The sequence below is a fragment of the Acinetobacter sp. 24-47-64 genome (assembly GCF_057737055.1).
Window position 1 is genome coordinate 1,737,518 of the sequence record NZ_CM173215.1, and the last position, 20,813, is coordinate 1,758,330.

Genomic DNA, 20,813 nt, shown 5'->3' on the forward strand with positions numbered 1-20,813 from the left:
TCTCCCAATAGGCCTACTTCGGTTTATATTGTCGAGTACAGTAAGCTCTTAAAATATCTGGTGAGCGCTTGTGAAGATGCTTGGTATTCCGCCCCGCAACACGTTTACGCCACATTTCAAAACTACTTTTTTTTAATTGTTGTCGCATCAATCGAATGACTGCACTTTCGTTTAATCCGTATTCCAGCAGAATGGCTTCGAAGGGTGTCCGATCTTCCCACGCCATTTCAATAATTCTGGAAATATCAGCTGTTGTATACAACGCACATGATCCTTTTTCATTCGCATCAAACGTTGATGTTAAGCGTTCATTCGTGAAAAATATGTGATTTTTTGTTGATTTATAGACACTTCATACACGCTAACGCATTCATTGTATAAAACGATTGATTTTATGATTTTAATCCGTTTCCTAGTTTTTCCATTTTTATCTATTCTTAATACATACAAGGTAGGCAACTCTGTTGCTCTACCGACCAATCATTCAGTCCAACTTTGTGCCCAGTGCAAGCCCCTCTGCACTGGGCTTTTTTTTATTTAAATGATTCAACGAATTTTGGATAAATCAGCCCATCAATATCTAGTTTTACCGTATAAACTCCATTTTCAAGATTAAACTTATTGACATGATAAGTTGATCCATAAATAGAATCTAAAGTTGAAGAGCGTTTAAATACCTTTTGATTTGCCTCAAGATCCAACAAATGTGTGCCTTGAATAAATTGTTCATATTGCTCAGGTTCAACACCAACACGCTTAGACATAATCATCAAAGCATCGCTTCTCGTCACAGGGTCTTGAATATATTTGACGGTTCGATCCCATACTTCTAGCACTTTTTTCCACTCTGCTTGATGCCTAGATAAATGCGTCATATTTACCGTCAACGTATCATAGATTAATCCTGGTTTATCTTGAGAACTATAAATGATTTTGGACCCAGCTACGCTTTTTAAAGCTTGATTTGCTACAGGTTGCCATACAGCAATGGCATCCACATCTGGGCTGCTAAACACTTGGGGTAATTCGTTGGTTGCTGCATTAATTAGTTTGATTTCATTGGCTGATATATTTTGATCTGAAAGTGCGGTATTCAATAAATTATGATCGACCAGCCCTTTTTCGACTGCAATCGTTTTACCCTTAAGATCTGCCACACTATGAATGCCCTCTTTTGCAAGAATGACATCATTCCCTGATGAATAATCAGTTGCTAAAATCATAATGCCCCGCGTTCCACCTGAGGCGATGACCAAATTATCCCCATGTGAAACAGAAACCGCATCCAATTGGTTTGCTGCAAAAGCATTCATAGAGGCTGAATAATCAAACCATTTAAACTCTACGTTTAATCCAGCTTCTTTAAACCACCCTTTCTCAATAGCAACTTGCCATGCCACCCATCCCGGCCAATCACTGTAACCAATCCGAATCGGTTGCATTGATTTTTCGGCTTGAGCATGTTGACTTGGTTCTGGAATTTTTGCCGTTTTATCACAACCCACGAATAACAGTGCAGTTCCAATGACTCCCCATACCATCGTTTTCATTGCACCACCTCACCAATGCTCGTGCACTTAAATTTAGTATTGGTAAAATTTGAGGCTTGAATATAATCACGCCATCCACCAAAGTGACTGATATCAAGTGCATCTGCTAAAGCATGGTTTTCACATATAAAGCCTTTCACCCATGTTCCATCAATGAGTTGGACATTGCCAATACCAAGTGGTGCTGGGACTTCAGCAACAATGTCACCGAACAATGCTCTTGGTACATCCCACACTTCCACTTCAATAGAATGACCTGATGTATCTCGTTGTAGCCCCGGCTTAGGTGGCTGAGTATTTTTTAAAGCAAATAGTTTGTAATACGGCGCAGTACGCGTTTTTTTAACCAAGGTGGCTTGTCTGCTCGTTAACTGAAAATTCAGCGGCATGCCTGTAAGATGTGCTCCCACCACTGCTAATTTAATGGTGTGCTCAGATCCTATTGATTTATGAATTTGATAGCCTTGCTTTGACGTTGCTAAATTTAATCCTGAAGTCGCTTGCCATTGCTGACCGAAGTGTGCCAAAGCTTGATCCATCCAAGCGCCAGCAACTAAAGTGATACCACTTGGCAAACCATCATCACGGATGACATTTGGGAGTGCCAATGCTGATAAATCAGCAAAATTAACAAAATTGGTATAAGCCCCCATATGCGAATTCTTTTGGATCGGATCTGCTTCAACATCTGCAATGCGATAAATCGTAGGAGCTGTTGGCACCATCAACGCATCATAATTTTCTAATTGAAGATTAATCTGTCTAGCCCATTCTGCACGCTGATACTCATCTTGCATCACGTCTACAGCATTGAATTGATCAGCTTGATCAATAATTTGCTTAATTACCGGATGACATTGCTCACGTCGAACTTTGTGTTCGACGGCATGCGTACGCTCCGCAACCCATGAGCGGTTATACAATGCGGCAGCCAATTGATTAAATACTGTGAAATCAATCTCTTCAACTTGAAATCCGAGCGATTTCATTCGAGTAATGGCTGTTTGAAATGCTTGCTCACTTTGAGTATCACCATAAAATTCTAAGTGATCTGGGATTGCAATCTTGCCCTTCGAAAATTGTGTCGGAACTGTTCTCGGATGCTGTCTTGAATAAGCATCGGTCGCATCATAACCTTGCATCAATTGCGCTACCGTCCAAGCATCCTCTACTTGAGTTGCAAAAATTGAGATCACATCAATACTTCGACATGCAGGGATTAAACCCGTGGCTGAAAACCAGCCTTTGGTTGGTTTGAGTCCGACAATATTATTGAAACCCGCGGGAACTCTGCCAGAACCTGCTGTATCAGTACCGAGGGCGAATGGTACACACCCATTTGCTACTGCAACCGCTGAGCCAGAGCTTGATCCACCGCTAATATAATCCGGATTGAAACTGTTTTTTACTGCCCCATAGGGTGAACGTACGCCAACCAATCCCGTGGCAAATTGATCTAGATTGGTCTTGCCCACCACGATTGCACCAGCAGATTTAAGCTTAGCCACTACGGTTGCATCTTGCGTTGCTAAATAAACCGCATCTGGGCACGCCGCAGTGGTATAAAATCCAGCAACATCAATATTGTCTTTGACAGCAAATGGCACGCCATATAACGGAAGATCAGCAATATCCTGATGGACCAATGCATCAATCTGCGCCTGTATTTGCTCTGCACTGGCTATTGAAATCCAAGCGTGATCATCATTGCAGAGTTCAGCAACATAACGCTTTAAGTCATTCAACTGAATAGTTTGATTTGTATAAGCCTGTTGCCAATCTTGTATAGTCCATAATTTCTGCACGGCGGTGCTCCTTATACGTGTTCCGAATTTTGAGGAATAGGTGGCATGACTGCATCCATCAGCTCTAAATGCCCCTTAATTACCCCTTTTAATGCTTTAAATTGCTCACTGATGGCTTTTAGGTCACTGCTGACCCCTTGCATCAACATCACCTGCATGACTTTGTCATCATCTAATTGGATATGTAGTGAACTAATCACCTGAGTCAAAAACTGTTGCTGTAAATCAATAAGTTGTGTTCTTAATGGCTTTAAACTGACGTCATACAATAAGGTTAAAGTACCGACCATGACTTCATTGCGGCTAACAAGGTCATTGATCAAATGGTGGTTAATCATGTCAACAATGGCTTGAGATCGGCTTTCATAATGTTGATCTACAATTTTTTGATCCATAGCCTGCAATGTATTTTCAGGTAAAGTGATGCTGATCCGCGCCAGCTTCTGTTTAGGCACGTTTGAGCTCCTTAGGTTTTTGAGATTGTTGTAAGTGTAAACCGGCACGGACACTCATCAGTTCAATGAAGAATTGAAGGATGGGATGCTTCGATTGTTTGGTTTGATTTGTCGTCATCTGCAGCACCTCTAGGTATTACAAAAAAAAGAATTGGTAATACTTAGTAAATGCAGAAAACGTGCCAAAACTTTTCTTGAGATATATAAAAGAGAGCTAGAAAAAAAGTCGTCGGAAAGATTCAAAAATGTGCATGAATCAAAATTGTGCACTTGATTTGTTCAATGTTCAGAAATGCAAAAAGACCGCCTTTCTGGAGATAGACGGTCAACTCGAATGGTTATTATTTTGTCTTCTTGTTCTAATGAAATACTTTACTGAATATCAGTGACGAACTCCTCACGCGGAATACGGAATTTCTTCAATCCAATTAACCAATCTTTTTCTGGGTTACGGCGACCTAATGCCAATAGCACCACAGACTTTAAGCCTTTTTCTTTTAAACCTAATAATTCATCCAGACCGTCTTTATCAAAACCTTCCATTGGTGTTGCATCTACACCTAACTCAGCTGCTGCCGCAATTGCCATACCAAAACCAATATGAGCTTGTTTTGCAGTATGGTGGTATTGCTGCTCTTCAGTAAACGTCGAGAACAGGTTCTTTAAGTTTTGCACCACATCCATGGTCGTATCTAAAGGTAAATGACGCTCACTATTCATGGCGTTATAGCGTTCATCGATACGCTCGTCTGGAATCGTATCCCAAGCCGTAAATACCAAAAGATGCGATGACTGGGTAATTTGCGGTTGATTCAATGCAACTGGTGAAATTTTCTCTTTAAGTTCTTGGTTGCTGATCGAGATAATATGGAACGGTTGTAAGCCCGCTGAGGTCGGTGCTAAACGCGCAGCTTCAAGAATTTGATCGACTAATTCTTGCGGTAGTTTTTCACCAGTCATTTGTTTGGTTGCATAACGCCACTGTAAAGCTTCTAATAATTTCATGTATTTACCTATAATATTTAAATGTGAATATTTTTAATTCTTTAAGCGTATAAACTCGCCAACATTGATTTGAGTGATTGGCTTGGACGACCTAAAAGTTGTTCTAAATCTTGGCTTTGAACTTCATACTGTCGATGTTTAATATCTACGACTGTGCCATGTGTGAGATAGATCAGAAATTCGGGCAAACCGATTCTTTTTAACAACTGTTGATAGGCTTCTTCAGTGAGATCGTGATATTCCACTGGTATTGTTTTGAGTTGACTTAGCTCATCAGCAATATCTTGATAGCTATAAGCTTGGCTGCCGACTAACTCATAGACCTTATTCTCATGATCATTTTGAATTAAGGTATTTGCTATTGCTTCTCCTAACTCTGCTCTTAACACATAAGGTACTTTCCCCGCACCTCCAGAGAGCTGGATGCCTGTATCGATAACTCCTTCACCGATAATTTGTGGAATCGCTTCTGCATACATGGTGTTGCGTAGGAGTGTATATTTCAGTCCGCTTGCTTTGAGGTAATCTTCAGTTTGAAAATGACTGATCATCAAATCCTTCACTGCTGAATTTTCAATATTTTGAATGGATAAACCTGTGTAATACACATGTTGAACACCTGCTTCACGCGCAGTATCAATGACATTCTTATGTTGTTCAAAGCGATTCATTTCCATCGTTGAAATGAGAAGTAACTTGTCGATACCCTGAAAGGCTTTGATCAAACTTTCAGGGTGATTGAAATCTCCTTCACGTACTTCAATATGTTCATTGACATAAGGTTTGGCTTTTTCTAAGTTTCTCGCCAATACAGCAAATTCGTTGTTTTGTAACTGTTGCTTTAATTGTTGCACTACACTTCGCCCTAAATGGCCAGTAGCACCAGTAACTAAAATCATTCAATAACCTTGGATTATTTTTGCAATGATGTAATTTATAGGCGAGTTAAAAAACGAGATCACTATACTGTTGTATAGTGAATTTAGGATTTCCTTTGATTAAATTTTGTGACGAGATGGGAGGATAGATGGCTGATTTTATGAAAGAGAATGCAGAAACATTAAGCGAGGATGACCAATGTAATTTGATGTTTATTGTGGCACTTAAAAATGCCATGAACGTCATTAATGGCAAATGGAAACTTGCGATTGTTGCAACCATGATTAAACAGCCACGCCGTTTTAATGAGATTGAACGTCTGCTGCAAGGCATTACACCAAGAATGATTTCTAAAGAGCTCAAAGAACTTGAATTGAACAATGTTGTTGAAAAAATTGAGTCTCTTGATGAAACCACGGGTAAAACGACCTCAATGTATGATCTGACGCCATCAGGTCGTGGCCTAGAAAAGTTGATGGTGCAAATGGCGGTTTGGGGACAAGAGCATAAAGAGAGTTTGAAGTAATTATATTTTTTATTGATCGAATCAAGGCGGTCTAAGTCTAAGACCAGTACCACAATTTTTGCATCAATAACTTGGTAAACCAAACGATAGCCTGCTGACCTGAGTTTTACATTGTACAAATCGACCGATCCACTGAGCTTATTTTTCGGAATCTTGGGATTGTCTAAAATGGCATCATATTACGAATAAACTGTTCCACATTTTTTGGATTGAGCTTATCGAACTTTGTAGACGTGGTTTTTGTGAACTCGAGCTCGTAGGTCATTTAGGCTTACCTTTACGGTTTCTTCTGTTATAATCATGATTAATATAAACAAATATAAAATTTCAAACATGGCTGACCCTATAACAACTACCTTAACTTTAGCTTTCTTAAAACCAATCTTAAATGGTGTAGCTACAAGTGCGAGTCTATACTTCACAGAAGAGTTCAAAAAAAGATTTAAACTTGATAAATTTTCTGTTAATAACATACAACTTGTAGAGTCAGTAGAAAAAATAGGCTTAGTTAAAACACTTTTTACAGGCGCAGAAAAACCTGTAGAGCTAAGTACTTTCTTCTATTTACCGTCAATTACAACAGAGCAAGGTATTAGTAGGATTCATTCTATAGATAAAATTTCTACAGCACATAGTATTTTGATTGAAGCTACGGTTGGTCAAGGAAAATCGATTTTAATGCGGTATTTAGCACTACAAGAAGTCGCTAAAAATTCTAGAATTCCTATATTTATCGAACTAAAAAATATCTCTAAAGAAAAGAACTTGAATACATTGATTAAAGAAAAGATAAAGGTATGGACAAATAATGTTACTGATGACCAAATAAATTTTATTCTTCAATCTGGAAAAGTTTCCTTATTTCTTGATGCTTTTGATGAAATAAGTAAAGATTTTTTAGGTGATACTCTCACTTCTATTGAGCATTTAGCTAACAATTATTCCGATCTGAAATTGATAGTTAGTAGTAGACCTGACCACGAAATTAAATTCTCGCATTTTTTTGAAGTTGTTCAAGTAAATCCATACGATCACGAGGATCAAAAAAATCTAATTAATATATTGGTATCTGATCCTGATGCTCAAACAACACTGATTAATTCTATTGAGAATAGTACGCCTGAAATTCAAGATCTTTTAACTACACCATTAATGATCGGATTATATGTAAGGAAATTTAATGTAGATTTTTCACCACCTGAAAATATTACAAGTTTCTATAAAAATATTTTTGAAGTAGTTGCGACCACACATGATCGAACAAAAGGTGGTTATAGCAGAACAAGTTCATCAGGCTTGCAACAAGATAAGTTAGAAAAAATTTTTGAACGATTCTGCTTTGAATGCTATAAGAAAGATAAAACTTCTTTTGAAAGAATAGAAATAATTTCTATTTTAGAAACGGCATTAGATAAATTAAATATCAACATTTATCCATCCACAATCTTAGATGACTTTTGTAAGTATTTATGCCTAATTATAAAAGATGGTTTCAACTATACTTTTATTCACAGAAGTATATTTGAGTACTATGTAGCATACTTTTTAAGTAAATTAAACTCCGAAAATGCTGAAAAAATTATACCTAAAATAAATAATATAAATATATTAAATTTTTTAAAAAATTTAAACCAATATTATTTTAATAAATATTATATCAAAGAAATTTTTTTAAATTTCTTTAATGAATTCAACAAAAAAAATATATATTTTAATGACAAAGAAGTAATTTCTAAGGATTTTTTAGATTTTTTCCAACTTGGTCTGCAAGAAGATAAAGAAGTTATAATTTTTAATGAAGATGTTTTTATAAAATTGAGTGAATACTTTTACGTTTACTCTATATATATAACGAAAATGGTAAGTTATCTGATAAGGAATTACGATTTTAGTTATAAATTGATTAGCATAGAAGACCCTACTCTAAATATAAACAATATGAATACTGAAAAACTTCATAATCGTCTAAATAATGATAAAGATTTTAGAGAGTTATATAAGAAAATATTCATAGATTACAACAATGCAATGCTTCAAATAGAACAAAAGGAAAATGAAATTACTATAGATGATTTCGCAGATTTTTGACAAGAAACCGCCCTTACGGGCGGTCTTTTTTATTCCTATCTCATCAAGCAACTGGGGCCAACGTAAACAACACCTGCCCTGTTTTCACAGTTTGCCCTTTTTCAATGCTAATTGCTTCAACCTTCATACGTTCAGGCGCAATAATTGGAATCTCAATCTTCATCGCTTCAATCACGGCAAGCGTAGCGCCTTCTTCCACAATATCCCCTGACTGACATTCAATTTTCCAAATTGAACCCGGCATATGTGATTCCACCGCACAGCCCCCTTCAGGCACTTCCACGCCTTCACTATCATCCACAGCATCTAAACTTTCAGAGACATATTCGGCAAGTCCTGCCTCATGCCAGCGACGACGTTCAGCATCAAAGTTAGCCTGTTGCACCGACTTAAATGCCGAAATAGATGCTTGGTTTTCCGTTAAGAAGTCGTTGTACTCTTTTAAGTTCAAGACACCTTCTTCAATACGAAGTTTAAGGCGCCCAGCTTTAAAGTCCTCACGCATCTGCATCAGTTCTTCTTCAGACACTTCATAAAACTTAATTTGGTCAAAGAAGCGCAGTAACCACGGTTTGCCTTGTTCAAAGTCGGCATTTTTACGGTAACGAGACCACATTTGCGTGGTACGACCGACAAACTGATAGCCCCCCGGACCTTCCATGCCATACACGCACATATAAGCACCACCAATGCCCACGGCATTTTCAGGGGTCCATGTCCGTGCAGGGTTATATTTGGTGGTGACTAAACGCTGACGTGGATCAAGTGGTGTTGCGACAGGAGCACCAAGGTATACATCGCCTAAGCCCATGACTAAATAACTTGCGTCATACACCATGTCTTTTACGGCTTGTTTGTCTTTTGAGCCATTAATACGACGGATAAATTCAATATTGTCCGGACACCACGGTGCATCTGGACGAACGGTTTGCATATAGCGCTCGGTGGCAAGTTGCGTTTGTGAATCTTCCCAAGCCAGTGGTAAATATACAGTCCGTGATGGGACTTGCATCTCGGTCACATCAGGCAATTCAGCTTCAGCCACTTGCAATAAACGCAGTAAATCAAGCTGATCGAGTTTGATCGAGTCAAAATGGATTTGTAGCGAACGAATACCCGGTGTTAGGTCAATAATGCCCTGAATATTCTGTTTTTGAACCCATTGCATGAGGGCATGAATACGGAAACGTAAGTTTAGATCAAGCACCAACTCGCCATATTCAACCAACATATAGTTATTGCCGGCAGGACGATACACCACATCAGGCGCACCATTTTCACCTTTTAAGGTATCGAGAACCGCATTTTTTAGAGTTGCGAGTTCAGGATAGAACGACTCATCAAATGCCACCGCTTCTGTATCTGAAGCTTCTAATTGCGCATGATATTTTTCATTTAAAAGTTTGGCTTGGTGATAGCTTACAGGGACAAATTTCACTTTGTCACCGGCTTTAAGCTGACCGAGTTTCCATAGTTCAGAATGAATCACCACTGCAGGACAAACGAAACCACCGAGACTTGGACCATCTGGACCCAAGATAATTGGCATGTCACCGGTAAAGTCGATGGCACCAATGGCATAGGCATTATCATGAATATTGGATGGATGTAGACCCGCTTCACCACCATCTTCACGTGCCCATTCTGGTTTTGGACCAATCAGGCGGATACCGGTACGGCTTGAGTTAAAGTGAATCTCAAAGGTATTGGCAAAGAAGGTATCAATATCATTTTTGGTGAAGAAATCAGGCGCACCATGTGGGCCGTACATCACCGCAATTTCCCATTCATGGCTAAATGAAGGCACTTGTTCAGGTGCAAGAGCTTTAATTTCATCGCTTGTGAATGCTGTAATTGGGAGCATATCGCCAATCAGTAAGTTACGCCCGGCATGACCACCAAACTGACCCAAGGTAAAGGTTGATTGTGAACCTAAATATTCAGGTACATTTAGCCCGCCTTTGATGCCGATATAGGTGCGGCAACCTGTTGTAATTTTGCCACATTTTAAAATCTGACCTTTACGCACATTGATGGTTTGCCACATTGGCACAGCTTCGCCATCTAGTGTTGATGGCATATCGCCACCGGCAAGCACAATTTGACTGTCACAATGGAATTTTAACGTTGGACCTTGTAGCGTACATTCTAAGCCTGCAGTGTTATACGCATTGCCAAGCAATTGGTTCGCAACATTGAGTGATAATGGATCAATCGCACCTGATGGTGGCACACCAACATCCCAGTAGCCCAAACGTCCTGTAACATCTTGCACAGCAGTTTGAATGCCAGCTTGTAACACTTCAATCTTTTGGGTTTTCCACTCAAAAGTATTTAAAAAGCGTGTAGTTTGTGTGCCGGCTTTAAATACCTCACAGTCGATAATGTTTTGTAAATATTCAAGATTGGTTTCAATCCCTGCAACTGAGGTTTTCGCCAAAGTATCGGTCATAGCTTGAATCGCAGAAGCACGATCATCCGCAGTCACAATAATCTTCGCAATCATCGGGTCATAGAATGACGATACATTGGAGCCTGTTTCTACCCATGTTTCATTTCGGGCATTGTCATCAAACTCAACATGGGTGAGTAAGCCTGCACTAGGTTGGAAATTCTTGATTGGGTCTTCAGCGTACAAACGTACTTGAATTGAATGCCCTTTTGATTCGAGTTTTTCAGTAGGTGCAGTCCAATCACCGCTGGCCAAGGTGACCATCCATTCGACCAAGTCCACACCAAAGACTTGCTCAGTCACGCCATGTTCCACTTGTAGACGGGTATTCACTTCCAAGAAATAGAATTCTTGGGTGTCTGTATCCATCACAAATTCAACCGTACCTGCAGAACGATAGTTCACCGACTGCATCAATTGAATGGCAACATTTTGGATGTAGGCACGCTGTTCATCATTGATATGCGGTGCTGGGGTTTCCTCAATCACTTTTTGGTTACGACGTTGTACCGAACAATCACGCTCACCGAGTGCAATCACTTGACCTTGACCATCACCAAAAATTTGCACTTCAATATGACGGGCATTTTGTACAAATTTTTCAAGATACAAACCGGCATCTTTAAAGTTGGCTTGGGCTAAATAAGACACGGTTGCATAAGCATCTTTCAGTTCAGCTTCATTCCATACCAAGCGCATGCCGATCCCACCGCCACCTGCGGTACTTTTCAGCATCACAGGATAACCAATACGATTCGCTTCCGTTAAGGCTTCAGCTTCATCCGCCAATAACTGACTACCCGGTAATAATGGCACATTGGCTTGAATCGCAAGCTCACGCGCCGTGTGTTTCAGACCAAAGGCACGCATCTGCGCAGAATTTGGTCCAATAAAAGCAATACCCTGTGATTCACATAGGTCGCAGAATTCAGCATTTTCAGACAAGAAGCCATAACCCGGATGGATCGCTTGTGCGCCGGTTTGTTTGGCCACTTCTAAAATTTTATCGACATTTAAATAGCTTTGGCTCGCTGGTGCTTCCCCGATATACACCGCTTCATCCGCTAAAGTCACATGCAATGAATCGCGATCGGTCTCTGAATAGACTGCAACCGATTGGATGCCTAATTTTTTAAGGGTGCGAATGACACGACACGCAATTGCACCACGGTTGGCGATTAGAACTTTATTCAATCCATATTTTTTAGTCATGGTTATGCGTCCTCGCCTTCACGGATGATCAATTGAATTTTGGTTGGGTTATAGGCATTACAAGGATTATTCAGTTGTGGGCAGTTGGAGATCAGCACGATTAAATCCATTTCCGCTTTAATTTCCACATATTTACCCGGTGCAGAAATACCATCATCAAACTTTAGATGCCCCTCAGAGGTCACGGGCACATTCATAAAAAAGTTAATATTTGGACCGATGTGACGCACGTTTAAGCCGTGTTTTTTGGCAATTGGATGCTGAGACAGCGCAATCATGAAATTGTTACGGCAACTGTGCATTGGATATTTGTCATGTGCATAACGAACGGTGTTACTTTCACATGAACAAGCACCGCCTAAGGTGTCATGGCGACCGCAGTTATCATCATGAATGATGGCAATTTTGTTGCCAAAGTTGGTGTATAAAGCTGTACCTTTTTCTAAATAGATTTGTTTATTAATCGCTAAGGTATCAGTTGCGCTATAACGCTCTTCAGGGTTTGAAGCCGAGATAAACAGCGTATCCACCGCTTGGTTGCCTTCTAAATCCACAATACGGAAATATTGCCCTTTTTTGACTTCGCACATCCATGCTTCACCAGCAGGACATACTTCGCTTAAAACTGATTTTTCTAATTTTACGAGTGCAGTCATGTTGTATTCTCCCAATTAAGCGCTGAGTGCGTAGTAACGAGTATTGTTTTGAAATGCACGCTGATTTTGCGGGCATGAATCACGACATACATCGCTGTCGCTTAAAGGAAGTGCTTTGTATAAAGACAATTGAACATCGGCAGGTGCATATTCGGTGCTGGTGTCTAAAGCATGCGGTGCAGAGGATAAAAACACCAAGCAATCCATTTCAAAGCGCAGTTCAATCACTTGATTCGTATTGTCAGATGCCACATAGCTGAGATTGCCATGGTCATCCGGTTGAACTTTAGAAAACAAATTTAAAGTACTGCTGAGGTCTGTTGCAGATAAACCAAACTTGGTCATTTCAAGCAATAACGAATCTTTGCCGTTACGGTACATGTCGTTGCGTACATCTTGAAAGGTTTTTGAACCAAATTGTTGTTCAATTTGTTGTGCGGTACTTGGTGCACAAAATGCATCATTCCAGCCATGGTCATCTTTGACGATAGAGATCATCGCGCGACCAAGGTCAGATGCAAGGATATGTCCTGTACTTAAAAATGCCGTATGTTGCCCTTTTAAGCTGTCTGGCATGTTGTAGCGTTCGAGCTTATCTTCGCTATTGATGCAGTACAGTGCCACATTGGCATTTTTACCTAAGGCTTTGAGTTGTAATACTGCGCCACGCTGAATACGTGCTGACCAGTGGTGTCCACCCGGTAAACGTTCCGTCCAAAGGACTTGATCTTCGTGATAAGTTATTGTGCTCATATGCATCCATCCCAATCTTCTACGGTTTACCTCCCGGGCTTTTATCCCTCCGTGTAGCTTGAGCTTGCAACTTAAGCCGTGAACTCTCGGTCGCAGACATACATGATTGTTCATGTATCGGAACCCTAGATCACTTTATGATGATGTAGATAGATGCAAAGGCTATGCCAAAGTAATACTTTTTTGTATTTTAGTATTACTATCGCTTGATATATAACATTTCTCTTAGAGCTGATTGTATTGAACAGAATTTAATTCAAGTAAATCTGTTGAATCAGTCGGAGTAAAGAATACTCGGTAAGCACCGAAATTAACCTGCGTGCAATTTTCTTGTGCAAAGAAAAAAGCTAACACATGATTCTATTTTGTTTGTTTTGAGCGGTTATTTTCTGATTGCTTAAGTAGGTTTAGACTCTGATTGATATCACGCACAGTGATTAACTTAAAAATCATAACTAAGCTTCCAAGTGCTACGAACAAAAGAAATACAAGTAAAATGATTAAAGTCATCCCTGTGTTTAATGCGCTATCTGAGGTATAACGAGCTAAAAACCAAGTAAAATTTGAAAATATAAAAAAAGCTAAAGAACCGGTGACGGTATATAAGGCACCATACGCTAACCCTTTAAAGACTAATTCCCGTTCTGAATAAATACATTGAATTTCTCCATTTTCAACTTTAAAAAATTTCCATGTAGTGCGAAGGGACTTCACTAAGTAAAAATAGTAATCTGCATATTTGCGTATAAGTATATCGGTTAAAAATGAAGGAATCTCGACACCGCCATTGAGTTGATCACTGGCAATTTTCTTCAAAAAAGGATCTATTGTTTTATTCGGGCTTACAGAGATAAATTCTCGAATGTAAAAAGATGCAGCCTCATATAAATTTTTATTTTCATTAAAACTTTTCAGACTCACAAAATACGTTTTTCGACCGTAAAAGACAGCGACGATACCTATAAGCGTCGTACAAATAATCGAAAATAAGCTGAGATAGTCTGAAACTGAAAATGAAGGTATGAGTTGTATCATGGATATAATCTTAAATTTATAATGAATTGAGTTTTATAATTAAAAAAAACACTTAGATAAATGACCAAAATGGTGGACAATGGACTGAGATCAAATCGTTTACTTTCTACAAACAGATGATGAGTCCAATGTCTCGATGTCAGACATCAATCTTAGTTAAAAAAGTATAATCAAAAGCAAAAAATTCGTCTTCATACAAATAATAGCGACTATCTAATTTTCATCTTAACTTCGCTCATTATTGATATGAAGATTCATTCGAGGTTCAATCTTCACTTTATTCAGAATGATTAAACTTTCTTACATGTAATAAAGTTTTCTTGATTCTGAAAATTTAGCTAATTTTTTTATAAATGAATCGAAATAATCTTTTTCCTTATCTTCAGTTCGAAAACCTGCATATAAAGTACGCCTTAAGCCCTCTGGTGCAACGCAATCTAGGCGACGTGAAGTGACCCACCCTTTGGTTTCATATTCGTTTACCACCCAATCTGGTAAAGCTGCGATTCCACGCCCACTTGCGACTAACTGAATCAGCATCTGGGTCAGATCTGTGGTTCGAATATTTTTTGGAAGAATATTTGCAGGAATGAACAACTTCGACATGATATCTAAACGATGTTTGTCTACTGGAAATGTAATCAGCGTTTCATCAGCTAAATCTTGAACAGTAATGTTTTTTGCACGTACCAAAGGATGTGTTGTAGATAAAACAAGTCGTGATTCATATTCAAATACTGGGAAATATTCAACTCCCTTTAATGCAATTGGGTCTGCAGTAATCAACAAATCAAATTCGCCATTTTGTAGCAATTCATGAGGATTTGCTTCAAACCCTGATGCGAAATCTAAATCAACATCAGGATATTGGTTTCGATACTGATTTAATATCGGCATGAGCCAATCAAAACAACTATGGCATTCTGAAGAAAATGTAATTCTGCCAGTTTGCCCATGGATAATACGCGTGATATCGCTTTGAGCAATCTGAACTTGCGGTAAAATTTCATCCGCTAACTGCAACAGTCTTAAGCCAACATTAGAAAAAGTAATTGGTCTCGTCTTGCGGTTGACGACTTCAACCCCCATCCACTGATCAAGCTCACGTAACTGATGAGATACGGCTGAAGGTGTAATGCAGAGATCACTCGCTGCAGCGACTAAAGAGCCATGCTCTCTCAAAGCCAATAGCATTTTCAAATGTTTTAGTTCGATCATATGGGAATAAACTCAAATCATGATCCCTCTAGGGACATATTAAAATCTTCGCTTTAACCCACATTAAGTGAGCTATCTAGGCTGATAAGACATTTGGGTGAAATTAAATCAATCCTTTTACAAGGAAGATACTTCCTATGATAACCAACAAGACAGCGAAACATTTCTTTAACATTGCTGGCGATAAGGCATGTGCAGTTTTGGCACCAAATTTTGCTGTTATAAAACTCATCACACTAATGCCAATGAAAGCATAAATATGAACATACCCGATGGTATTCGGCACATTGATCTCAGCAGTCATACCAAAAACCATAAACCCTATAGCACCAGCTAGAGCTATTGGTAATCCACAAGCAGCAGATGTACCGACAGACTTTTGCATCACGACCCCATAACGATTCAGATATGGAACGGTCAGACTACCACCACCTATCCCAAAGAGTGCCGATGCAATCCCAATGACACTACCTGCTGCAACTTGCTGACTTGATGAAGGAAGAGCCATTGTTGAATTAACTGCTTTGTTCGCGCCTGTAAACATAGTATACGCCACCCAAATCAAAAATAAGCCGACCATGATTTGAAGATGTAATCCCGGTAACAAACCAGCAATTCCAGCACCTGCAAAACAGCCGATGGCCATGGGTGGAGCTAAATTTTTAAATACAGGCCATAGCACAGCACCATTTTTATGGTGTGCCATTAATGAGCTAATCGAAGTGACAACGATTGTTGCTAAAGATGTTCCTAGTGCCAGATGCATAATGACATCAGGATCATAACCCATTTGGGTAAAGACAATAAAAAGTAGTGGCACAATAATCGTACCACCGCCTACACCAAACAGCCCAGCCGCAAAACCAGCAAATGCACCGATGATTAAAAAGGTTATAAGTTCCACAATAGACTAACTTTTAAAAAGATGAAGGGATTAAGGGGTTGAGTTAAGCGTGTTCCAACTGACCCACTTGATGATAAGCACGGTTAAAGTACACCAAACTTTCTTCTTGATTACTTTGCTTTACTGCAGTCACACGGCATAAAAAAATACTATGTGTACCGACTTGTTGAATATTCTCAATCTCGCAATCAAAACTGACTAAAGCATCTTCTAAAATCGGCGACCCAGTTTTTAAATCAATCCAATCACCTAGTCTGAAGCGATCTTCTGAGCTGAGCTTGCTTGAAGCAAAAGCATTCGAAAGCTGTTCATGCTGAGTACTCAGTACGTTTACAGCTAAGATTTTATTTTCAACAAAATGTACATGTGAACGAGAGGACTGATTCATACAGACTAATAGTGTTGGCGGAGTATCTGTGACACTACATACCGCAGATGCAGTAAAGCCATGCATCCCTGCTTCGCCTGTGGTTGTAATCACATTTACCGCAGTTGTAAGTAAAGACATTGCATTTCTAAAGTCTGTTGCTTCAATCATCTCTTTCATCTCAAATATACATATGACGTGTCGTACATTAGACAGAACAAATGATCTTGCGACGATTTGCCCTGATTAATACAAGACTACGTTTGATTAAGCTTCTAGCTCTTTACGGACAATGGCAGCTCCAGCACTTAAAGCCTCAAGCTTGCCACGTGCCACTTGACGAGAGAGCGGCGTCATACCACAGTTCGTTGATGGATAAAGCTTATCCGCGTCCACAAATTGCAAAGCTTTACGCAGGGTATTCGCGACTTCTTCTGCGGTTTCAACTTGATTAGTTGCCACATCAATTGCACCGACCATGACTTTCTTACCACGAATCAATTCAATCAAATCCATTGGCACACGTGAGTTTTGGCATTCAAGCGAAATAATATCGAGCTTAGATTGTTGTAGCTTCGGAAATGACTCTTCGTATTGGCGCCATTCATTACCCAAAGTTTGTTTCCAGTCGGTATTGGCTTTAATACCGTAACCGTAGCAAATATGAACCGCAGTTTCACATTTTAAACCTTCAAGTGCACGCTCTAGGGTTGGTACCCCCCAATCATTTACTTCATCGAAGAATACGTTAAACGCCGGTTCATCGAATTGGATAATATCCACGCCTGCTGCTTCAAGCTCTAAAGCTTCTTGGTTTAAAATTTTGGCAAATTCCCAAGCCAATTTTTCACGGCTCTTGTAGTGACCATCAAATAAAGTATCAATCATGGTCATTGGACCAGGCAACGCCCATTTAATTGGCTGATTGGTTTGGCTACGCAAGAATTTCGCATCTTCAACAAATACCGCTTGTTTACGAGAAACTTCGCCCACAACAGAAGGTACACTTGCATCATAACGATTACGAATACGCATGGTTTCACGCTTTTCGAAATCCACACCTTCAAGATGCTCAATAAATGTAGTGACGAAGTGCTGACGGGTTTGTTCACCATCACTCACGATATCAATACCAGCAGTGACTTGCTCATGTAATGATAATTTCAATGCATCACGTTTTGCCTCAAGAAGCTCTTCCCCTTCGAGTTTCCATGCAGACCATAGTTTTTCAGGCTCAGCTAACCAAGATGGTTTCGGTAAACTACCCGCAGTTGAAGTTGGGAGTAATAATTTCGGTGGTGTAAGTGCCATGTCTAATCTTCTTTCTCTAAATTCGTGAATCTGTATATCAATTGGATGTTTTAAGCAGCTGTTTCGACTTCGAAATTTTCAGCCCATTTATTTAAAATGTCTTGATAAGGCTTAATGAAATTTTCTTCTGTCCATTTACCTTGTTTGACTGCTAACTCAGCACGTTCTACACGGTCATAAACAATACGAGTTAGTGAGTAGTCGCCATAGCTTAAGCTTGGTTTATACTCCACGCCTGCTGGTGAGTTAGTATTGTAAATTTCAGGACGGTAGATTTTTTGAAAGCTTTCCATAGTTGCAATCGCACTGATCAATTCAAAATCAGTGTAATCACGAAGTAAATCTCCAGCGAAATAGAATGCGAGTGGCGCATTACCACCTTCTGGTTTGAAATAGCGTACACGTAGGCCCATTTTGGCAAAATATTCATCGGTACGTGAATATTCATCATTTTTGTATTCCACACCTAAAATAGGATGTACATTGGATGTACGATAATAGGTTTTAGAGGTTGAAACACTTAAGCAAATTACCGGTTCTTTATTGAATTCTGCTTTAAATACTGCTGAATTCACCAGATGTTTATACAATTTGCCATGTAGATTACCAAAATCTTCAGGTTTTTCACCCACGCCACAACCCAACTGAGGCAATACCACACTGAAGTCATAATCACGCACATAAGATGAGAAGCTATTGCCAATCATACCTTCAATACGTTCACCTGTTTGGTGGTCAATCACCACACTTTTCAGTGTTTCAATAAATGGGAAAGTTTGTCCATTGCCTTCGATATCAATTTCTGCAGAAATGATGTCGATCTCAAGTGAATAGCGATCACCTTTAGGATTATCGACAGTCGCCAAGCTATTAAAACGGTTGTTGATCATCGCAAGTGTACGGCGCAGATTTTCCTGACGACTTTCACCACGAGCCAAATTAGCAAAGTTTGTAGTCAAACGTGTACTTTCTGCTGGCGTATAGTTTTCATCAAAACGGATACGTTTAATTGAACACTCAAATGCTGTACTCATGGAGATTGCCACCTAAAATTTTATAAAAAACTAAATTTCTGAATGGCTGTATTTAAACGTGAATAATAAAGTGAGTAAAACGATATAAATTCAGCTTAAGATGAGAATCCCTCATGTTAAAGCATATTCGCTATTTCAAAGCGATTTAGAATAGATGAGCTAACTTATCCATGCAGTTAATGAGTAGATCACTGGTATACGGATGCGATTCCGTTCACTCAAATGGTGCTCAAGTGAATTTATATCAACCTAACCTTAGAAAATATCAGCTTATTAGAGGTTTAATTATCAACTCAATCTTTAAAATATAGGGTTTAAATTTAAACCTATATAACCATGTCAAACAAACTTGAACGTCAAAAACTGTCTCTCCCAGCAGGTCACGACAAACTTCTACTTCATTCCTGCTGTGCACCATGCTCGGGTGAAGTGATGGAAACCCTGATTGAATCAGGCATCAACTTTTCGATCTTTTTTTATAACCCCAATATTCACCCTGTCAAAGAATATGAAATTCGTAAAGAAGAAAATATTCGCTTTGCCGAAAAACATAACATTCCTTTTATCGACTGTGATTACGATACAGACAATTGGTTTGCACGCGCCAAAGGTATGGAAAATGAACCTGAAAAAGGCATTCGTTGTACTATGTGTTTTGACATGCGTTTTGAACGTACAGCTTTATATGCAGCTGAAAATGGCTTCAGTCTAATAAGTAGTTCGCTTGGTATTTCCCGTTGGAAAGATATGAAGCAAATCAACGACTGTGGTCATCGTTCAGCTTCACATTATGAAGGGATAACTTATTGGGATTACAACTGGCGTAAGAATGGTGGTGCTGTGCGTATGCTCGAAATCAGCAAAAAAGAGGAGTTTTACCAACAGGAATATTGTGGTTGCGTCTATTCTTTACGTGATACTAATCGTTGGCGTATGAGCCAAGGGCGTGATCGCATCAAAATAGGTGTGAAATTCTATTCAAATGCTCTGGATGATCTAGACTGATTACTTCAGTATTTAGCTATAATCTATATAAATAATTAAGCTTATGGCTAAATTTCAAAATCGATGATCAGATTTTATAGTTCTTAACATATGAATGGTATTGTAAGTTTTTAACCACTCACGTTTAATCACGTCGAAACCTTGTAAACGCCAAAATTGCTCCGCTGCAGGTAAAAAGGGATGTGTATGCAAATACAAGGTTTCTATGCCGTGTTGCTCGGCATGTGTAAATAATAACTGACACAGTTGCGTGGCAATGCCTTGTCGACGATATTCAGGCAGTACAAAAAGTTTGACCACCTCAACAGCACCTTCAGCCATATCCAAATCAAAACGTCCGTCATAGGCACGGTAAGCAATCGTTGCAATAATTTTGGCTTGATTTTTGACCACGATAAAACAGCCTAAAGGACTGTCCACATAGTACTGCTCAAACTGGGCAATATCTTTTGGAATACAAGCACCATACAGTTCTGGAAATAAAAGCTGCCGTGAATATAAAGCAAATTGAATGACAGATTGATCGGCGGATTGCAGTGTTTCATAGGTTAAATTCAT

Annotated in this window: 20 protein-coding genes and 1 riboswitch; of the genes, 3 read left to right on the plus strand and 17 right to left on the minus strand. The window is 39.2% G+C overall.

What is annotated here, in order from left to right; translation table 11 throughout:
• Nucleotides 1–13: 13 nt before the first annotated feature.
• From AC1M85_RS08305 to AC1M85_RS08335, 7 genes are all read right to left on the minus strand, one after another.
• Nucleotides 14–226: a TIGR03643 family protein gene (locus AC1M85_RS08305; protein WP_051586492.1), complete on the minus strand. Its 213-nt coding sequence runs from the start codon at nucleotides 224–226 to the stop codon at nucleotides 14–16.
• 307 nt (nucleotides 227–533) lie between these two features.
• On the minus strand, nucleotides 534–1,550 hold the full coding sequence (locus tag AC1M85_RS08310) for an ABC transporter substrate-binding protein (protein WP_488212872.1): 1,017 nt from the start codon (nucleotides 1,548–1,550) through the stop codon (nucleotides 534–536).
• Nucleotides 1,547–3,355 carry an allophanate hydrolase gene (gene atzF, locus AC1M85_RS08315; RefSeq protein ID WP_488212873.1) on the minus strand — a complete coding sequence of 603 codons (1,809 nt, stop codon included), beginning with the start codon at nucleotides 3,353–3,355 and terminating at the stop codon, nucleotides 1,547–1,549. Before atzF ends, AC1M85_RS08310 begins: the two co-directional genes overlap by 4 nt.
• An 11-nt stretch (nucleotides 3,356–3,366) precedes the next feature.
• Nucleotides 3,367–3,810, minus strand: coding sequence for a CopG family ribbon-helix-helix protein (locus tag AC1M85_RS08320; RefSeq protein ID WP_035263841.1), 444 nt, complete (start codon nucleotides 3,808–3,810; stop codon nucleotides 3,367–3,369).
• The gene (locus tag AC1M85_RS08325) at nucleotides 3,803–3,928 is read right to left on the minus strand and encodes a hypothetical protein (RefSeq protein ID WP_481589896.1); all 126 of its coding nucleotides are present in this window, start codon (nucleotides 3,926–3,928) and stop codon (nucleotides 3,803–3,805) included. Before AC1M85_RS08325 ends, AC1M85_RS08320 begins: the two co-directional genes overlap by 8 nt.
• 254 nt (nucleotides 3,929–4,182) lie before the next feature.
• Nucleotides 4,183–4,815, minus strand: a complete 633-nt coding sequence (locus tag AC1M85_RS08330; RefSeq protein ID WP_488212874.1) for an NAD(P)H-dependent oxidoreductase — start codon at nucleotides 4,813–4,815, stop codon at nucleotides 4,183–4,185.
• Between the two features lie 41 nt (nucleotides 4,816–4,856).
• Nucleotides 4,857–5,714, minus strand: a complete 858-nt coding sequence (locus AC1M85_RS08335; protein WP_488212875.1) for an SDR family oxidoreductase — start codon at nucleotides 5,712–5,714, stop codon at nucleotides 4,857–4,859.
• A gap of 128 nt (nucleotides 5,715–5,842) precedes the next feature.
• Between AC1M85_RS08335 and AC1M85_RS08340 the strand changes: the two genes are divergently transcribed.
• Nucleotides 5,843–6,220: a winged helix-turn-helix transcriptional regulator gene (locus AC1M85_RS08340; protein ID WP_481592738.1), complete on the plus strand. Its 378-nt coding sequence runs from the start codon at nucleotides 5,843–5,845 to the stop codon at nucleotides 6,218–6,220.
• Nucleotides 6,221–6,520: 300 nt separating this feature from the next.
• A complete protein-coding gene (locus AC1M85_RS08345; RefSeq protein ID WP_488212876.1) occupies nucleotides 6,521–8,308 on the plus strand; it encodes an NACHT domain-containing protein in 1,788 nt (595 codons plus the stop codon).
• A 43-nt stretch (nucleotides 8,309–8,351) separates the two neighbouring features.
• On the opposite strand, the gene uca is transcribed toward AC1M85_RS08345, so the two are convergent.
• The 9 genes from uca to AC1M85_RS08390 all read right to left on the minus strand — a co-directional run bounded on the left by uca (nucleotide 8,352) and on the right by AC1M85_RS08390 (nucleotide 19,250).
• A complete protein-coding gene (gene uca / locus AC1M85_RS08350; protein WP_488212877.1) occupies nucleotides 8,352–11,972 on the minus strand; it encodes an urea carboxylase in 3,621 nt (1,206 codons plus the stop codon).
• A gap of 2 nt (nucleotides 11,973–11,974) precedes the next feature.
• Nucleotides 11,975–12,628, minus strand: a complete 654-nt coding sequence (locus tag AC1M85_RS08355; RefSeq protein WP_481595403.1) for an urea amidolyase associated protein UAAP2 — start codon at nucleotides 12,626–12,628, stop codon at nucleotides 11,975–11,977.
• A gap of 15 nt (nucleotides 12,629–12,643) precedes the next feature.
• Nucleotides 12,644–13,381 (minus strand): urea amidolyase associated protein UAAP1, encoded by a 738-nt coding sequence (locus tag AC1M85_RS08360; RefSeq protein WP_481589888.1) that lies wholly within the window; start codon nucleotides 13,379–13,381, stop codon nucleotides 12,644–12,646.
• A 28-nt stretch (nucleotides 13,382–13,409) separates the two neighbouring features.
• A riboswitch (guanidine-I (ykkC/yxkD leader) is annotated at nucleotides 13,410–13,521 on the minus strand.
• A 220-nt stretch (nucleotides 13,522–13,741) separates the two neighbouring features.
• Entirely contained in the window at nucleotides 13,742–14,416 is a 675-nt protein-coding gene (locus AC1M85_RS08365) for a hypothetical protein (RefSeq protein WP_481589887.1), read from the minus strand.
• Nucleotides 14,417–14,716: 300 nt separating this feature from the next.
• On the minus strand, nucleotides 14,717–15,634 hold the full coding sequence (locus AC1M85_RS08370) for a LysR family transcriptional regulator (protein WP_092766426.1): 918 nt from the start codon (nucleotides 15,632–15,634) through the stop codon (nucleotides 14,717–14,719).
• A 103-nt stretch (nucleotides 15,635–15,737) separates the two neighbouring features.
• Complete coding sequence (locus AC1M85_RS08375) at nucleotides 15,738–16,538, minus strand: sulfite exporter TauE/SafE family protein (protein WP_092766427.1); 801 nt, start codon at nucleotides 16,536–16,538, stop codon at nucleotides 15,738–15,740.
• A gap of 43 nt (nucleotides 16,539–16,581) precedes the next feature.
• Entirely contained in the window at nucleotides 16,582–17,076 is a 495-nt protein-coding gene (locus AC1M85_RS08380) for a flavin reductase (RefSeq protein WP_180027880.1), read from the minus strand.
• Nucleotides 17,077–17,172: 96 nt separating this feature from the next.
• Complete coding sequence (locus AC1M85_RS08385; RefSeq protein ID WP_092766429.1) at nucleotides 17,173–18,216, minus strand: methionine synthase; 1,044 nt, start codon at nucleotides 18,214–18,216, stop codon at nucleotides 17,173–17,175.
• Nucleotides 18,217–18,266: 50 nt separating this feature from the next.
• Nucleotides 18,267–19,250 carry a putative oxygenase MesX gene (locus AC1M85_RS08390; RefSeq protein WP_092766430.1) on the minus strand — a complete coding sequence of 328 codons (984 nt, stop codon included), beginning with the start codon at nucleotides 19,248–19,250 and terminating at the stop codon, nucleotides 18,267–18,269.
• 336 nt (nucleotides 19,251–19,586) lie between these two features.
• Here AC1M85_RS08390 and AC1M85_RS08395 point away from each other — a divergent pair, with 336 nt between their 5' ends.
• A complete protein-coding gene (locus AC1M85_RS08395) occupies nucleotides 19,587–20,255 on the plus strand; it encodes an epoxyqueuosine reductase QueH (protein WP_092766431.1) in 669 nt (222 codons plus the stop codon).
• A gap of 54 nt (nucleotides 20,256–20,309) precedes the next feature.
• On the opposite strand, the gene AC1M85_RS08400 is transcribed toward AC1M85_RS08395, so the two are convergent.
• Nucleotides 20,310–20,813, minus strand: a complete 504-nt coding sequence (locus AC1M85_RS08400) for a GNAT family N-acetyltransferase (protein ID WP_488212878.1) — start codon at nucleotides 20,811–20,813, stop codon at nucleotides 20,310–20,312.

Coding starts and splice junctions, on each gene's coding strand:
- AC1M85_RS08310 (WP_488212872.1), bottom strand. CDS start 1,550: ATGAAAACGATGGTATGGGGAGTCATTGGAACTGCACTGTTATTCGTG.
- AC1M85_RS08365 (WP_481589887.1), bottom strand. CDS start 14,416: ATGATACAACTCATACCTTCATTTTCAGTTTCAGACTATCTCAGCTTA.
- AC1M85_RS08345 (WP_488212876.1), top strand. CDS start 6,521: ATGATTAATATAAACAAATATAAAATTTCAAACATGGCTGACCCTATA.
- AC1M85_RS08335 (WP_488212875.1), bottom strand. CDS start 5,714: ATGATTTTAGTTACTGGTGCTACTGGCCATTTAGGGCGAAGTGTAGTG.
- AC1M85_RS08380 (WP_180027880.1), bottom strand. CDS start 17,076: ATGATTGAAGCAACAGACTTTAGAAATGCAATGTCTTTACTTACAACT.
- AC1M85_RS08340 (WP_481592738.1), top strand. CDS start 5,843: ATGGCTGATTTTATGAAAGAGAATGCAGAAACATTAAGCGAGGATGAC.
- uca (WP_488212877.1), bottom strand. CDS start 11,972: ATGACTAAAAAATATGGATTGAATAAAGTTCTAATCGCCAACCGTGGT.
- AC1M85_RS08355 (WP_481595403.1), bottom strand. CDS start 12,628: ATGACTGCACTCGTAAAATTAGAAAAATCAGTTTTAAGCGAAGTATGT.
- AC1M85_RS08385 (WP_092766429.1), bottom strand. CDS start 18,216: ATGGCACTTACACCACCGAAATTATTACTCCCAACTTCAACTGCGGGT.
- AC1M85_RS08330 (WP_488212874.1), bottom strand. CDS start 4,815: ATGAAATTATTAGAAGCTTTACAGTGGCGTTATGCAACCAAACAAATG.
- AC1M85_RS08400 (WP_488212878.1), bottom strand. CDS start 20,813: ATGAATTTAACCTATGAAACACTGCAATCCGCCGATCAATCTGTCATT.
- AC1M85_RS08370 (WP_092766426.1), bottom strand. CDS start 15,634: ATGATCGAACTAAAACATTTGAAAATGCTATTGGCTTTGAGAGAGCAT.
- AC1M85_RS08325 (WP_481589896.1), bottom strand. CDS start 3,928: ATGACGACAAATCAAACCAAACAATCGAAGCATCCCATCCTTCAATTC.
- AC1M85_RS08360 (WP_481589888.1), bottom strand. CDS start 13,381: ATGAGCACAATAACTTATCACGAAGATCAAGTCCTTTGGACGGAACGT.
- AC1M85_RS08305 (WP_051586492.1), bottom strand. CDS start 226: ATGGCGTGGGAAGATCGGACACCCTTCGAAGCCATTCTGCTGGAATAC.
- AC1M85_RS08395 (WP_092766431.1), top strand. CDS start 19,587: ATGTCAAACAAACTTGAACGTCAAAAACTGTCTCTCCCAGCAGGTCAC.
- AC1M85_RS08390 (WP_092766430.1), bottom strand. CDS start 19,250: ATGAGTACAGCATTTGAGTGTTCAATTAAACGTATCCGTTTTGATGAA.